16 protein-coding genes are annotated in these 15,525 nt (G+C 57.3%); 13 read left to right on the top strand and 3 right to left on the bottom strand.

Features of this window, described 5'->3' with window-relative positions; genetic code table 11:
- Positions 1–6 precede the first annotated feature (6 nt).
- A complete protein-coding gene (locus GC165_08600; protein ID MBI1332926.1) occupies positions 7–960 on the top strand; it encodes a hypothetical protein in 954 nt (317 codons plus the stop codon).
- Positions 961–1,085: 125 nt separating this feature from the next.
- A complete protein-coding gene (gene gyrA, locus GC165_08595) occupies positions 1,086–3,605 on the top strand; it encodes a DNA gyrase subunit A (protein MBI1332925.1) in 2,520 nt (839 codons plus the stop codon).
- 120 nt (positions 3,606–3,725) lie between these two features.
- On the opposite strand, the gene GC165_08590 is transcribed toward gyrA, so the two are convergent.
- Entirely contained in the window at positions 3,726–4,316 is a 591-nt protein-coding gene (locus GC165_08590; GenBank protein MBI1332924.1) for a sigma-70 family RNA polymerase sigma factor, read from the bottom strand.
- Between the two features lie 89 nt (positions 4,317–4,405).
- Between GC165_08590 and GC165_08585 the strand changes: the two genes are divergently transcribed.
- The 10 genes from GC165_08585 to GC165_08540 all read left to right on the top strand — a co-directional run bounded on the left by GC165_08585 (position 4,406) and on the right by GC165_08540 (position 13,114).
- Positions 4,406–5,218: a hypothetical protein gene (locus GC165_08585; GenBank protein ID MBI1332923.1), complete on the top strand. Its 813-nt coding sequence runs from the start codon at positions 4,406–4,408 to the stop codon at positions 5,216–5,218.
- 69 nt (positions 5,219–5,287) lie between these two features.
- Positions 5,288–5,701 carry a flagellar basal body rod protein FlgB gene (flgB, locus tag GC165_08580; protein ID MBI1332922.1) on the top strand — a complete coding sequence of 138 codons (414 nt, stop codon included), beginning with the start codon at positions 5,288–5,290 and terminating at the stop codon, positions 5,699–5,701.
- Between the two features lie 3 nt (positions 5,702–5,704).
- Entirely contained in the window at positions 5,705–6,109 is a 405-nt protein-coding gene (gene flgC, locus GC165_08575; protein MBI1332921.1) for a flagellar basal body rod protein FlgC, read from the top strand.
- 19 nt (positions 6,110–6,128) lie between these two features.
- The gene (gene fliE, locus GC165_08570) at positions 6,129–6,434 is read left to right on the top strand and encodes a flagellar hook-basal body complex protein FliE (GenBank protein MBI1332920.1); all 306 of its coding nucleotides are present in this window, start codon (positions 6,129–6,131) and stop codon (positions 6,432–6,434) included.
- Positions 6,435–6,464: 30 nt separating this feature from the next.
- Entirely contained in the window at positions 6,465–8,165 is a 1,701-nt protein-coding gene (locus GC165_08565) for a hypothetical protein (protein ID MBI1332919.1), read from the top strand.
- On the top strand, positions 8,162–9,175 hold the full coding sequence (gene fliG / locus GC165_08560) for a flagellar motor switch protein FliG (protein MBI1332918.1): 1,014 nt from the start codon (positions 8,162–8,164) through the stop codon (positions 9,173–9,175). Before GC165_08565 ends, fliG begins: the two co-directional genes overlap by 4 nt.
- Positions 9,168–9,848, top strand: a complete 681-nt coding sequence (locus tag GC165_08555) for a hypothetical protein (GenBank protein MBI1332917.1) — start codon at positions 9,168–9,170, stop codon at positions 9,846–9,848. Before fliG ends, GC165_08555 begins: the two co-directional genes overlap by 8 nt.
- Positions 9,848–11,194, top strand: a complete 1,347-nt coding sequence (locus GC165_08550) for a FliI/YscN family ATPase (protein ID MBI1332916.1) — start codon at positions 9,848–9,850, stop codon at positions 11,192–11,194. Before GC165_08555 ends, GC165_08550 begins: the two co-directional genes overlap by 1 nt.
- 248 nt (positions 11,195–11,442) lie before the next feature.
- Entirely contained in the window at positions 11,443–12,207 is a 765-nt protein-coding gene (locus GC165_08545; protein MBI1332915.1) for a hypothetical protein, read from the top strand.
- A 58-nt stretch (positions 12,208–12,265) separates the two neighbouring features.
- The gene (locus GC165_08540; GenBank protein MBI1332914.1) at positions 12,266–13,114 is read left to right on the top strand and encodes a hypothetical protein; all 849 of its coding nucleotides are present in this window, start codon (positions 12,266–12,268) and stop codon (positions 13,112–13,114) included.
- Here the strand turns inward: GC165_08540 and GC165_08535 are convergent.
- Positions 13,104–13,550, bottom strand: a complete 447-nt coding sequence (locus tag GC165_08535) for a hypothetical protein (protein MBI1332913.1) — start codon at positions 13,548–13,550, stop codon at positions 13,104–13,106. The two genes, GC165_08540 and GC165_08535, sit on opposite strands and share 11 nt — an antisense overlap.
- Positions 13,551–13,552: 2 nt before the next feature.
- A complete protein-coding gene (locus GC165_08530; protein ID MBI1332912.1) occupies positions 13,553–14,089 on the bottom strand; it encodes a redoxin family protein in 537 nt (178 codons plus the stop codon).
- Between GC165_08530 and GC165_08525 the strand changes: the two genes are divergently transcribed.
- Positions 13,884–15,503 (top strand): MATE family efflux transporter, encoded by a 1,620-nt coding sequence (locus GC165_08525; GenBank protein ID MBI1332911.1) that lies wholly within the window; start codon positions 13,884–13,886, stop codon positions 15,501–15,503. The two genes, GC165_08530 and GC165_08525, sit on opposite strands and share 206 nt — an antisense overlap.
- Positions 15,504–15,525: the final 22 nt, after the last annotated feature.

Genomic DNA, 15,525 nt, shown 5'->3' with positions numbered 1-15,525 from the left:
GCAGCCATGATGCCGACCACAACCGAACTGAGCGATGTCGCGATCTCGACACGGGCGAGAGCGATGCGCAATCTGGATGGTCGGAAGTTTCCTCATCTCTGCTCCACCAACGAACTGTTGGAGATCATGAACGAGGTGATTGGTGCAGTTCAGCAGGTCGAGCCGACGGCGGAAATCTACAAGAGCATGACGCTCCGCGAGCGCGAGCAGTTGGTGGCGAAGCGGCTGATTTCGACCAACTACCACTGGACGCTTCCGGGCCGGGCGGTAACCATCTCAAAGGATGAGGGCCTTAGCGTAATGATCAACGAAGAGGATCATCTTCGAGTCCAAGTGATCGGTGCGGGGTTCTGCTCGGATCAGATGGCGCGGAAGTTATCGAGCTTTCTGCACGAGCTTTCGGAGCATTTGCGGTTCGCCTTTCGAAAGGACTTCGGCTACCTTGCGAGCAGTTTGTTCAATACCGGACGGGGGACCCGGCATTCGGTGATGCTCCACCTGGTGGCCCTGGGCTACGACAATAAACTGCCGGAAATTCTGCAAGCGCTGGTGGACGATGGCATCACGATTCGGGGTCTATATGGCGAGGGGTCGCGTCCAGTCGGGGCTTACGCCCAGGTTTCGACGACAAGCGCTTCGCTGGCGAAGTTCGTAGGGACTTGCGAGTACCTGATCGAGCGCGAGCGAAAGGCGCGGCGGGAATTGGGACAGACGGTCTTGGAAGACAAGGCTCGGCAGGCTTTGCAGTTTTTGACCGGTTCACCCAAGATTTCGCTTCTGGATGCGTTTCGGGTGTTGGGTTCGCTCCGGTGGGCGGCGAGCGCGGGCTTGCCGGGCTTTCCGGGCGGCGTAGACAAGCTGGATCGCGCTTTGGCGACGGTCAATCTGCTTTCAATCGAGACTGAGGAGCACGCCGACGGCAAACGTGCCGATGGCCTGCGGAAGATGCTATTGAGCTAGTTCTTTTGATCTTGGACTATTCGTGTGGGTCGCCCCGTTTCCCAGCATTCTTCAGAGTCAAACGGGTATCCTATCTAGGTTCAAGTGAGGCTAAAAGGTCCGCTTAAACGTCTGGAATTCCACCCGTGGCAGAAGACAATCCGAACCTTTCCATTGTTAACGTCGATGAGGAACTGGGTCGTAGTTACGTCAACTACGCAATGTCCGTCATTATCTCCCGCGCATTGCCGGACGTTCGTGACGGATTAAAGCCCGTTCAGCGTCGAATTTTGTTCGCAATGCGAGGGCTGAACCTCACGCCGAGCAACCCGCATACGAAGTGTGCGAAGGTGACGGGCGAGACGACGGCGAACTACCACCCGCACGGTAACGAAGTCGTGTATCCCACGATGGTTCGAATGGCTCAGCCGTGGGCTCTGCGATATCCGCTGATCGACGGACAGGGGAACTTTGGTTCGATCGACGGCGACGGCGCGGCGGCCATGCGATATACGGAATGCCGACTGACGCCGGTGGCGATGGAGCTTCTGGAAGACCTCGACCGTGAGACGGTCGACTTCATGCTGAACTACCTGCAGTCGGACAACGAACCGACGGTTCTGCCCGGTAAGTTCCCGAACCTGCTTTGCAACGGCTCGCAGGGCATCGCGGTCGGTATGGCCACGAACCTGCCGCCCCACAACCTGACCGAAGTTTGCAACGCGGCGTTATACCGCATCGACAACCCCACCTCCTCGCTGGAAGAGGTGATGGAGTACCTTCCGGGTCCCGACTTCCCCACTTACGGCATCATCATGGGCACGAAGGGCATCCGCCAGGCTTATGAGACCGGCCGCGGATCGATCGTAATGCAAGCCAAGACGATGATCGAGCCGGGCGATGCGGGCAAGTCCGTGATCGTCGTGACGGAGATTCCGTACCAGGTCAACAAGCGAACGCTGATCGAGAGCATTGCGCGGGTGGCCAAGGAGCGCAAGTTTGACGGCATTCTCAACGTTCAGGACTACTCGGACAAGCGCGGCATGCGCATCGAGATCGAGGTTCGACGCGACGTCAACCCGAACAAGGCGCTGAACTACCTGCTGAAGCACACGAACCTGCGAACGTCGTTCGGCGTCATCATGCTGTCGCTGGTGGAAGGCGCGCCGCGTACGGCACCGTTGCTGTTGATGCTCGACCAGTATCTGAAGCATCGACGCGAGGTCATTGAGCGACGCACCCGTTACGAACTCTATCGAGCGCTGGAAGAAGTTCACCTTTCGGAAGGCTTCCAGATTGCCCGACGGTTCCTGGACGAGGTCATCGCCTTGATCCGACGATCTCCCGACGCCGGTGTGGCGCGAGCCGAGTTGGTGCGCGAGTTCGATATGTCGGCTCTGCAGGCCAACGCAATTTTGAACATGCCCCTTCGCCAGTTGACTCAGCTTGCTCAGCAGGAGTTGGAAGAGACTTACAAGGCGGCTCTGCGCAAGACGCAGGACTTGCTGGACATCCTGAACAACGAGGACCGCAAGCGCGAGGTTCTGAAGGACGAAATTACGGTGCTGCGCGACAAGCACGGCGACGAGCGACGAACCAGAATCCAACAGCGCGAAGCGGGCGAATTTACCGAAGAAGACCTGATCCCCGACGAGGAAGCGATCATCTCGATTTCGCGAGACGGCTACATCAAGCGCGTGAGCATCGACGCCTATCGACAGCAGAAGCGCGGCGGCAAGGGCGTGAACAACACCCTGAAGGCAGACGACGAGCCAGCGCACCTGTTCCAGGTGAGCACGCATCACACGATCCTGTTCTTTACCGACCGGGGCCGCGTGTACAAGCTGAAGGGCTACGAGATTCCCGAAACTGGCCGCTACGCCAAGGGCATGCCGGTCATCAACTACATCAACATCGTTGGCGGCGAGCGCGTCACGGCGACGGTCAGCGTGAAGGACCTCAACAGCGAAGGCTTCTTGACGATGATCACGCGGGGTACCGGCGCCAAGGACAGTGCGGAGATCAAGCGAACGCCGCTTTCCGCGTTTGCCAACATCCGCAACAACGGCCTCATCGCCTTCGACATCGAAGAGGGCGACGAACTCGGTTGGGCGCTCCGCACCAAGGGCAAGGACGACGTGATTCTGGTCACGCGAGAGGGTCAGTCGATCCGCTTCAGCGAGACTCAGGCGACCTCGCGAAGCCGAGCAGCAGGCGGTGTGCGGGCCATCCAGTTCAAGGAAGGCAACCCGGACGACCAAGTCGTGACGGCGGCGGTGGTGGACGACGAGCTTTCTCTGCTGGTCGTATCCGAAAACGGCTACGGCAAGCGCACGAAGCTCGACGAGTACCGCGTGCAGAGCCGGGGCGGCTCGGGCATTTTGACCATGAACTGCACGGAAAAGACCGGCTTGGTGGTCGGCGCCGAAGTAGTCGAAGAAGACGACAAACTCCTCCTCATGACGACCAAGGGCAAGGGCATCCGCATGCGGATCAAGGAAATCCGAGCGACGGGTCGCGTGGCACAAGGTGTGAAGCTCGTCAACTTGTCTGGCGGAGACGCAGTGGCGTCGATCGCACGAATAGTGAAGGGTACGGACGACGGCGAAGGCGACGATTTGGATGCGCCGGAAGTCGAAACCGATTCGGCAGATTCGGAAGAATAGGCTCTCGCCTTTCGAAAACAAGAACGCCCGCTTTTAAAAGCGGGCGTTCTCATTTTTCTAACCCAAAAAAATTTAAGTGCCCCCAAGTACTTGGGGGCACTTCGACGTCTAGATCGGCGATTAGCCGAAGATCGGCGAAAGGTCGCGCTGGAGCATGGCTCTCGCTCGGAACAGCCAGCTCTTGATCGTGCCTTCCGGCTTGTGCAACTGCGTCGCAATCTCGCTTACGTCGAGATGGTCGAAGTGTCGCATCATGATGATCTGTCGGTATCGCCACGGCAATCGCTTGATCGCTTCCATCACCTGGCCGCGAATGAGCGCTCCGTCCGCGGATTCTGACGCTGCTCCTCCATCGGAGAGCGAGTACTCCACGTTTTCGATCGATTCGATATTGGTTCGGCGCTGTCGGGCAAGATCCACGATGCAGTTAAGGCAGATTCGTGTGAGCCAGGGCCGCAGCGGTCGAGTGGTGTCGAAGTCTTTCAGGCTTCGAAACGCTTTGACGAACGTCTCTTGGACAACATCATTGGCGTCCTCGGTGTTATGCAGCTTGCGCAGAGCGAGGCCCGTTAGCATCGGTCGGTATGTGTCCATGAAGAGATCGAAGGCGACCTCGTCTCCTTTTCGAATTTCTTCGACAAGGTTGGACTCCCAGCTCTGACAATATGTATTCATTTCGGATTCTCCGTATTTCCCTTGAGTAATCTTCATTACCCTGCAATCATTATATCAGAAAACTTAAAGCGTCTTTTAGATTTTCTGAAAATTACCGGGACTTTTCCCCTATTTGTAAAAACCCTATGGAACCCGGCAAACGCGTGCCGATGATTGTATTTATGCGGGGTGTATTCGCGCTCCTGCCCAAAGCGGGAGTCCTGGTTATAGTATTTGGAGGAACGGTTGGTGCCGTCGACAGCATCCGCTGCCATGACTCTTTCTTTCCGGTCGTCATCGATGAAAAGATCGATGCGAGGGCTGACGCCTATACGGAGATCGTGGGCGAGACAAAGTCCGCGGTCGAACACCTCAATACCGACGACGCTGTAATTCGTCACCTTGCCGAAAGTTGGGTGGAGGGATCAAAATCCGGTCGACTCCAGCAAATCTATCCCGGCTACTGCGGCGAGTCACTGATCGAAGGTCCGAAGGGCGACATCTTCAACTCCTGTGCATCGTTGGCCAACCGACTTTCCGAACTGGCCGAGCATGAGGTCGAGAAGGGCAATCCCCAAGCAAATGAAGATGCGATTCGTGCGCTCGAGCTCATCAATATCGTTCGATTCGGCAACTTCGAAACGCTTTTTACTGCCGGTTCCTACCTGCGCCGACCGTTCAAGGTTCTCAACCGTGGCATCGGCAAACTGAGCGAGTCGCAAAAGGTTCGCCTGGCCGCCGTCGAGAATACGCAGACTCGCGACGATAAGACGGAGGAACTGAGCGAGGTCGCGCGCCGACTGAAGGCTCAGTACGCGTCGCGATACGGTGAAGAGATGGCGAAGGTGGACGACAACAACTATGCGTTCTTCCTGACGTCCAACCCCAAGCACATCGCGGCTAATCGCTTCTTTGGGTTCGACCGCAAAGTCGCGCCGTCGGTACTGAACGGCGGCTAACGCTCCATTTTTTCAAATTTGCTCCGATAACCAAGGTAGGCGTCGAACGCCTCTCGGTCCAAGGATCGGATCGAGCCAGCACAAGGATGCGCGGATCGTAGGAAAACGACCGTGTCTTATTTGGATAATCTATTTGGGCCGACTTCCGACCGCTTAAATCGGTCGCTGGATCGCACATCCGAGCGCCAGTCGCTCTTGATGAAGAATCTGGCCAACGTCAACACGCCCGGCTACAAGCGCCAAGACTGCGATTTCAACATCATGCTGGAAGACAGCATGGACAACTTCGACCAGCTCGTCGCAAATCGAAGCATCGCGGGAATGCGCAGCGAAAAGTCTTCTCTCCGCACCGACGGCAATAACGTCGATATGGAGTACGAAGTCATGTCGATTGCCAACACCGAGACCCGATACAACACGCTCACCGAGCTGACGAGTCGGTATTTCTCCGGCTTGAAGAACGTGATTCGAGAAGGACATTAATAGATGAGAATTGGATCCCTCGCCAACGCCTTGCAGTACAGCTCTAGCGGTCTTGCCGCCGAGCGGTTCCGCATGGACGTGATTTCTGGCAACATCGCAAACGCCAACACCGTCGCCCGACCGGGCCAAGACGGCTATCGGCGGCGCGAAGTCGTCCTCGATTCGACGGATCAGGGCGTGAAGATCACGTCCGTTATCCAGGATATGGATCGCCCCTGCCTGAAGAAGGTGGACTGGTCCAGCCCGTTCCACGATCCCGCAACCGGCGAAGTCACGATGACCAACGTGGACCCCACGATGGAAATGGTGGACATGATCGGTGCAAGCCGCGCATACGAGGCAAACATCGCCGCTTTCAACACGGCGAAAGGAATGATCAATTCCGCCCTCCAGATCGGCAAGATCTAGCCGAAACCTAACAAAGTAGATGAACATTTCTATCAATCCAGCGGTTCAGCAAGCCCTTGAACAGGGTCAGCTTGGTACTGCGACTCAGTCCGCTGGTAAAAAAGGCGATTTCGCCGAAATGTTGATGGACGTCATGAAGGAAGTAAACAACTCTCAGAATAAAGCTTCTGAGATTCAAACGGACTTTATGACGGGTCGACGACCGGTAGAAGTTCACGACGTCATGATTGCAATGGAAAAAGCTTCCACGTCTATGCAGCTCACCCTTGCGGTGCGAAACAAGCTGCTTGAGGCGTATCAGGAGCTTTCGAGAATGCAAATCTAGTCCTAGCTTCTGCCCCTCGGGACTAAAACCATGGGCGGAATCATCGAACGAATAAAGAATTGGTGGGCGGACAGCAGTCCGGCCCAACGATACACGACGCTGGGCGGCATCGCAGTTACGTTGCTGCTGCTCGTCGGGATCTACTCCGTGGCCTCGCGGCCTCGGTACGCCTTGCTCTACGGCGGTCTGGACGACGCCAGCCAGGGGCAAATCGTAGCCGAGCTACAGACGCGCGGCGTTCCGGTCAAGTACGATCTGCCCGGTCAGGTCGAGGTCCCTGCCGACAGGGTCAACGAGCTGCGCATGCAACTCGCTTCGAGTGGCAAGATTCCTAAAGGCGCTCACCTCGGAGTCGAAAACCTCGGTGACATGAACCTCACCACCACGCCTGCGGTCGAGCGACAGCGGTTGAAAGCAATCGCCGAAGGTGAACTTTCCGCTTCGATCGAAACTAATCCCGGCGTTCGGATGGCCCAGGTTCATATTACGCTCGGCGACCCATCGCCCTTTGCCGAGCAGCAGCGACCGCCCACCGCCGCCATCAACCTCGTTACCTCAGGCAATGGTTCCATTTCCCACGAATCGGCCAAAGGAATCGCCATGCTGGTTGCAAACTCGGTTGACGGACTCGATTTGAAGCATGTCGTGGTTCTCGACGAACGATCCCAAGCCCTTTATAACGGTAACGAATTGGACGGTAGCGATACCATGGCTACCAGCAAGCTCGACATGGAGCAGTCTTTAGCCCGAAAGGAAGAGACCCGACTCCAGAGCAAACTCGACGCGGTATTTGGAACCGGATCTACCAGCGTCAGCGTCACGTGCGAGGTCGACATGGACCAGAAGCATGTGAAGACGACTTCGCAGGAATTCAAGAAAGGCGCGGCCACCAAGTCCATGACCGAAAAGATGAACGGTCAGGGCGGCGGTGCGCCCGTCGCCGCAGGAGCGGCTGCTAACTTGACGCAACAACCAGCGGGGACTTCAGGTGGAGACAAGGACCACTATGAGAACAGCGTACAAGAGTTGGCGCCGAACTCGACCCTGACCGAAACGGAGAGCAATCCCGCCGTTGGCGTCATCAAGTCCATGACCATCAACATCTTGGCCGACAGCGGCAAAGACAAGCCGTTTGCCGATGCGGGCCGACTCCAGTCCCTGAAGGATTACATCAATGCCGAGATCGCCAACAAGGACAAGAAGAGCTTCGTGGCTAGCGTCACGGCAACCTCCTTCGACAACTCGGCAAAGAACCAGGTGATGCAGGCTCAGGGCGAGGCCGCCAGTTCGGCTCGACTCCAGCAGATCATGTCGATGCTTCCCATCTTTGCCCTGCTGATCGTCGGAATCATGGTGGTCAAACAGATCAGCAAGATTGGCAAGCCTTCGTACACCACGCTTGCAATGCCGGACGGCCAAATGGTCCAGGTTCCGCTTGTGAACGGCCAGGTTCCCCAGCAATATGCGATGGTTAGCTCGCACGATGCAGCCGCAGACGCATCGCACGGCGACTCGCTGAACAAGCACATTGCCCGCTTCAGCGAAGAGGAATTGGCGCAAATGACCGAAGACGGCGTGATCTACCGCGACAACGGCGAGATCGTCGAGGTCGAAAAGATTCGAGAGAAGAAATCGGTTCACTTGGCCGCCATCAAGCAAATGGCCAAGGATCGACCCGAGCCGACTGCCATGCTCATTAAGACCTGGCTTGCGGAGACCCCAACGCGATGACACCCAAGCAAAAAGAATTGCCGAATAAGACAAAAGCCGCCGTCCTCATGATGGTGCTCGGCCCGGAGACTTCGGGAGAAATCGTCAAGCACCTCAGCGACTCGGACATTGAGACGCTGGCGCTGGAAGTCGCGCGTTTGGACAAGGTGTTCCCTGAAGTCCGCGAGCAGATCATCGACGAATTCTACGAACTGGCGATCGCGCAGGAGTACATCGCCGAAGGTGGCGTCGGCAACGCACGTGCAGTTTTGGAATCGGCGTTCGGTTCGGACCGAGCGAACGAAATCCTCAGCAAGATTTTAACGGCGATGCAGATCGTGCCATTCGAGTTCCTCAAAAAGGCCGACCCACAACAGGTTCTTAGCTTTATCCAGGACGAGCATCCGCAGACGATCGCCCTCATCCTTTCCTATATGCCGATCTCCAGCGCGGCGATGATCCTCGGCAAATTGGAAGGCGACCTCCGCGCGGACGTCGCGGCGAGAATCGCAATGATGGAGCAGACGCCTCCGGAAGTCATCAAGAAAGTCGAGGCGATTTTGGAGAAGAAGATTTCGTCGGTTCTCTCGCAAGAGTTGACCCAGGCGGGTGGCCCGAAGGCGCTGGTCGATCTTTTGAACCGATGCGACCGGACGACGGAAAAGCTGATCATCGAGCACTTGGAGGACAACGAGCCGGAACTGGCGGACACGATCAAGGGAATGATGTTCATCTTCGAAGACATCATCCTGCTCGACGACCGCGCCATCCAAGCGATCCTGCGCGAAGTCGATATGAAGGAACTGGGCGTTGCGCTGAAGGGTGTCAAGGTCGAAGTTCAAAACAAGATCTACACAAACATGTCCGAACGCGCAATGGCGATGTTGAAGGAGGACATGGAGTTTATGGGGCCGGTTCGACTGAAGGCGGTGGAAGAGGCCCAGCAAAAGATCGTGGCCATCATCCGTCGACTGGAAGAATCGGGCGAGATCGTCCTCAGCCGAGGTGGCGAGGAGGAGATGCTTGTCTAGGGTCGACGCCAAAGCGGCAAAGACGGCCGAGACGCTCCAAGGCAAGCTTCTTTTCGGTGAAATTCCGACCCTCAAAGGAGTGCAGAACAAGCCTCAGCGCCTGACCGACCAGATCGGCCTCATCAAGGAAAAGGCGTACCAGGATGGCTACAAGGCCGGAATGGACAACGGAATGAGGACCGGCATCGCCGAAGGGCGGAAGGCCGGATTGGAGATGGCCCTTAGCGATGCGCGGAGCCAGCGCAACAAGGAAGCGGCTCAGTTCTTCGAGGATTGGGAGCACCTGCGGGCAGACCTCGACAAGGCGATCGAGGGCTGGTTTGCCCAGGCCGAGGAAACGCTGACTCACATGTCGATGGAAGTCGTGCGACGAATTCTCGCGACGGAACTCGAGACCAACCACATGGTTGCGCTTTCGATCTGTAAAGACGTTCTTCAACTGGTAACGCACGCAAAGCAAGCAAGAATCTTGATCAATCCGAGCGACTACGCGCTGTTTGAAAGCCACCGCGACGAGTTGGCGATGCTTTCGCGTGACCTGAAGGGGATCGAGATTGTGCAGGACCACACGATTATGAGCGGTGTAATGGTCGAGACCGAGGCGGGCATCATCGACGCAACCGTCGATACGCGTCTGAGCCTCATCCAAGAAGAGTTTGACCAGGCGGCCTAATGACCCTCGCTGAACCAAAATTTGAACGGCTGCGAACGGCGATGCAAAATGCGCCGAAGTTTCGACTTTACGGCCGCGTGGAGCAGGTCGTCGGCCTGGTGGTTGAATCCAGCGGTCCGGTGGCGAGCATTGGTCACTTGTGTTTTGTGTCGACTCGCGACAGCGACGGGAACATGCGCGAGGTGCCGGTCGAAGTCGTTGGCTTCCGCGGCCCGCGAACCCTATTGATGCCGCTGGGCGACCTCGACGGAATTCGGGCGGGCGACCTGGTACATGGCACCGGCGAATTCTTGAGCGTCCCCATCGGAATGAACCTGCTTGGACGTATTTTGGATGGCCTGGGACAACCCCTCGACGGTAAGCCCGCTCCGATGTGCGAACAACAATATCCGACGATGGCGAATCCGCCGAACGCGTTGGACCGACGCATGATCTCGCGCCCGATGGAGACTGGCGTTCGGGCGATCGACGGCTTGATCACCCTTTGTGAGGGTCAGCGAATGGGCATCTTCGCCGGCTCCGGCGTGGGTAAGAGCACCCTGCTGGGCATGATTGCCCGGAATGCGGAAGCGGATGTCAACGTGATCTGTCTGGTTGGTGAACGAGGCCGTGAAGTGCGCGAGTTCATCGAGAACGATTTAGGGCCCGAGGGCCTCAAGAAGAGCGTCATCGTTTGTGCCACCGGCGACACGCCGGCGCTGATGCGCATCAAGGCGGCGTTTACCGCGACTGCGATTGCCGAAGGATTTCGGGACATGGGCAAATCGGTCCTACTGATGATGGACAGTGTTACTCGATTTGCGATGGCCCAACGCGAGCTTGGGCTTGCCGTCGGCGAGCCACCGAGCACAAAGGGCTACACGCCGAGCGTATTTGCTCTGCTTCCGAGACTGATGGAGCGCGCAGGCATGGGACCGAAGGGCGCGATCACGGCTCTCTATACGGTTTTGGTCGAAGGCGACGATACCAACGACCCGATCGCCGACGCGGCGCGTGGTATCTTGGACGGCCACCTGGTTTTGAACCGACGGCTGACGAGCAGAGGCCACTATCCTCCGATTGACATTCTGCAGAGTCTAAGCCGAACCATGCCTTTTGTGGTTTCGCCCGAGCAGATGCTGAAGGCGAACGAACTGCGCGAATTGATGGCCGCGTACAACGACGTCGAAGACCTAGTTTCGATCGGTGCCTACAAGAAGGGTTCGAAGGCGATCAGCGACCGGGCAATTGACCGAATCGACTCGATCAACGGGTTCTTACGACAGGATAAGGCCGAGTTTACGAGTCTGCCCGACGCTCAAACGGGCGTATTGCAGGCAATTACGCCGGATTCCGGCCCGCAATAATCCCAGTTCAGGGCCCCGCAAATCGCAAACGGCACAAAGCCGTTGTAACATCACAGTGTTCCGAAAGGAAAACCTCGCAACATACTTTAATTATTCAATTGACCATACGGAACCTTGTTAAGGGCCCGATGGGTTTGGAGAGTGCCCCCAAAAACGGGGCACTTTTGCTTTTATGACACTCGTAAAAGTGGGTAATTCTGAGCGAATCCCGCTTCAAGGGGGACGTTCAGGTAAAACTCGTGACGAAAATGAGAAATCTGCGAGCTGTCTTCGTGCTGGTCCTAGCGTGTCTCGGCGTTTCCGCCTTTGCGACCCCAGATATTCTCAAAGAGTTTAAGGCGATCTACAACAAGCCTGCCACAACCTGCGAAGAGTGCCACACCAAGCCGCCAAAGCGGAACGCTTTTGGCAAAGCGGTGAAGGACGCCCTCGACCAAACCCAAGATGGAATGCTGACCAAAGAGGTGATGAAGCCGCTGGAACAGCAGGACTCCGACGGCGACGGCGTGTCGAACATCGACGAAATCAACGCGGGTACCTTGCCGGGCGATCCGAACTCGAAACCGGCGGCAAGAGCCACCAATTCCGCGCCATCGACCGGCGGCAGTCAACCAGGTGGGGCCGAGAAGAGCGAACTCATTCCCAAGCATTCGTTCCATCCGGCGCTGGTCCACTTCCCTATCGCCCTGCTGGCGATCGCGGCGGTGCTGGAGGTCTTTGCCCGGCGCAAACCCGAGTCGGGATACCACGCTGCCTCGGTCATCAACTTGGCCATTGGCCTGATCTGCTCGACAGCCGCGATCGCAACCGGCGTCGCGGCATGGCTACGATTGGGCTACGACCTGCTTCACGGCGATCTGCTCATCCACGTCCTCTTGGCATCGGGAAGCATCTTGGTTGGCATCGGGGCGTACACCCAGCGGGAGAAACCTTCGTATCTGCCTTTGATCCTGGTTTCGGGCTTACTGGTGCTAGCGGCGGGACACTTCGGCGGGAACATGGTGTTCGGCTAGGCATGGCAAAAGTCCTAGTCGCGGAAACATTGGCGGGACTTCGGGGGTCCAATTAGGCGTGCGATCAGTTCTGACGATTCTGACCATCGCGCTCGGGGGAGCCGCGATGGGGCAAACCACCCTCACGGACAACGACTGTCGGGTCACGCTCACTAACGCGTTCGGCAATCTTCGCGTGATCGACTCTTCCTACCCGTCGGCTTATTCCTACTGCTTGCGGCTAGATACGACGCAGAGCATCGGCTCGCGGACCACCAACTACACTGGCTGGCTGAAGCTTTTCGATGATGCCAACCCAACCGACGAGTCGATTAAAGCCGAACTGACGGTGTATGAGGGAGCGACGTTGATCCAGCGAACCGTCGCTGACGGCGTTAAGGTGTGGTCGTACGACCCGATTGGTAACGCCTACAGCGTCAACGCCTACAATGTCGAATCCGGCCCGAACGTGGTCAACTACCGGGGCGGTTTCATCAACCTTTTCAAAGAGACGGCGATGGGGACTCCGCAGAACCTGATGGCCCTGATGGATCAGGCGAGCATCACCGGCGCAGCCCGAGTGAAGGACTGGCTTGGCGGACTCTCGTTTACCGGCCAGCAGGTCATCGACGCCAACGATCCGACCCACATCACGAACCTGATTTGGCAGAAATTGCCGGACAACTCGCGATTTGTTCAGTTCAACACCGAGACGTACGATACGGGCTTGACTTGGACCCTGAATTCGGTCCAAATCCATAAAGAAGACAAGATTGGCACGTCGACGCGGGTACTGGATACCTATCTGACCCTGGCGAAGGATTCGAACGGCTTCCCTCTCAGCTATACCAAGACCAGCACCGATTTTACATTTGTGCCACCGGCCCGATCCAAGGTTTTGGCAAGTCCGAGAACCATCAAGTTCTAAGTTTCCACTCATCGTGGAATAGCTCCCATGCGTCTTCGGTGGGCGGTCCGGTCATGGCTAAGGGGATTCGACCACCTTCGATCAAGGCGGTGAAACCCTGGTCGGTTTCGAGTGCCCTCTGCCAGGCCTGATTGAGATCCAGTGCAAGAAGGGTTCGACTCGTTTGACTCGGCGGGATCAGGCTGAGGGCTGTTTCTACGGTCCTCGCATCGGCGCTTTCGACCACGAAGACCCGTCGCACCCGTTCGTCGTTAGGAAAGTCGGATTGAAAGAGTCGCCACCAAACTTCCTGCTCGGCGAGAGCGGTAAAGCCGATACCCCCGATCCAGACTTCGGATTCGTAGATTTTCGAGTCGCCGTCGAGGGCGACAAGTTGGGTAACGGGGCACGGAAGGTCCCGCAAAATGCGGGTTTCGTAGTGCTTGCGCCAGAGCATGCCTACTGCAGGTTATCGAGGGCCGCGATGATCTCGTCCTCGGTCCCGCTGTTGTAGCCCTGGCTTGCCCAAACCGGTCGGTGCTCTTTGTCCAAGATCACGATGGTGGGCAAGGCGTTTGCTTGGAGGACCTGAGTGGCGGAACCATAGGCGTCGATGGCGACCGTCATACGGTGCGGTTCTAGGAGTTCAGATTGCTCGACAACCTTTTGGGTTTCGGGAGAGATGGCAAGAAACTCGATTCCCTTTGGCCGATACTTGTCGGCGATTCCGTTCAGAATGGGGGCAAACTGCTTGCAGGGGCCGCACCAAGTCGCCCACATATAGACCACCATGGGCTTGCCTTTGTCCTCGGTGGAGATCTTGATGTCGCCGCCCGGTTTGATCGGCTTAACGATGAAGTCGATCGGGTCGTTGGTGTTGCCCTTACACGCAACCAGCACGACACCGGCAAGAGCGGCTAAGATTGCAACCCGCGTTTTCATATATCTTAGTTGTACCGCCATTTTGGTGGTTTTCGAGGTAGCTTTATGGTTCATGGACTCTGCGGCCGAGATATCGGAGCCAGATATTTCGCTCGTTTCCGAGCTGTGGCAGATGGCTTGGCCGGTGGTCGCGCTGAATCTGCTTCAGGTTGTGAACGGTTTATTAGACCGCTCGTTCATCGGCAGTTTGCCAGAGGCCGCGATGAGCGGGCATGGCGCTTCGATGAGCTTCATCTTCCTCCTTTTTTCCCTCGCCATCGCAATTTCCATTGGTGCAGGCGCCATCGTGGCGCGGGCGTTCGGGGCAAAACATGAGCACGAATTTCGGGCGGGATCGCAACAGGCGCTCCAAGTCTCGATCTACGGCGGAATCGTGCTGGGAATCCTTTCTTTCCTGCTTGCGCCGGTAGCGGCGCACACGGTCTTCAACGACAAGGACGTTGAGGACATCAAGTATCTGGTGCAGTTCCTTCGCGCTTATTCGCTCGGCGTTCCCGCGATTTGCGTGATCCAAGTGATCGCGGCTTGCCTGCGAAGCATCGGCGATACCAAGAGCCCGATGGTGCTTTCTGGGATTCAGATTTTGCTCCACATCACCCTGAATTTCATCTTCATTTTCCCGCCACGGGGGTGGATTCCTGGTCTGAACCTCGGCCTGTTGGGAGCGGGACTCGCACTTTCGACCAGCGCATGGATCGCGGCAGGGTTGTACATATGGCATGTCCGCTCGACGAATTTGGCGGTGAGGTTTTCGCTGAAATTCCCGCAAAGGATTTGGGTCTCTAGGATTCTGAAAATCGCAGTTCCGTCGGCGGTTCAGGCCGGGCTCCGAACTGCGTCGCTGACGGCATTTACCTTAATCTTGAGTAGCGTTCCCGACCACGAAGCGGCGATCGCGGCCATGGGAACTGGCTTCGCCATCGAATCGCTGATGTTTGCGCAGGCGTTTGGCCTCAGCGCGGCCACGAGCGCTCTCGTAGGGCAAAACCTCGGCGCAAAACGGCCCGAAAGGGCCGAGCATATCGGGTGGCTCGCGGCCGTTGTGTCGCTCCTCTCGACTGTGGTCATCGCGGTGCCGGTGTACATGTTGGTGCCGAGCTTTGCCCCCGCCCTGGCAGGACATAAGGACGCGGTGGTGCACGAGATCGTGCAGTTGGTACGGCTCTTGTGCCTGACCGAGCCGCTGTTCTGCCTAGCCATGGTGCTGATCGGGGGAATGCAGGGTGCGGGTGACACCAAGCGGCCTCTGTGGATCGGCGTGGTCGCGCTATGGTTCATGCGCGTGCCGCTGGCCCTCGTGTTAGCGTTGCCGGCCGGTGCGGCAGTGGTGTTTGGATTGGCGTTGCCGATCGGATTCAGCCTGGGCGCGCACGGAGCCTGGATGGCGATGGCCGGGACCCAGGGCGTGCAAGGCATCTTTGCCGCTGTAGCCTGGAAAATCGGCAAATGGAAAACCGTGCGGGTGTAATGCAACCGCCATTTGGAGGATT

It is taken from the genome of Armatimonadota bacterium (assembly GCA_016125185.1).
GTDB lineage: Bacteria > Armatimonadota > Fimbriimonadia > Fimbriimonadales > Fimbriimonadaceae > Fimbriimonas.
This window is presented reverse-complemented; position numbering and strand designations above follow the sequence as displayed.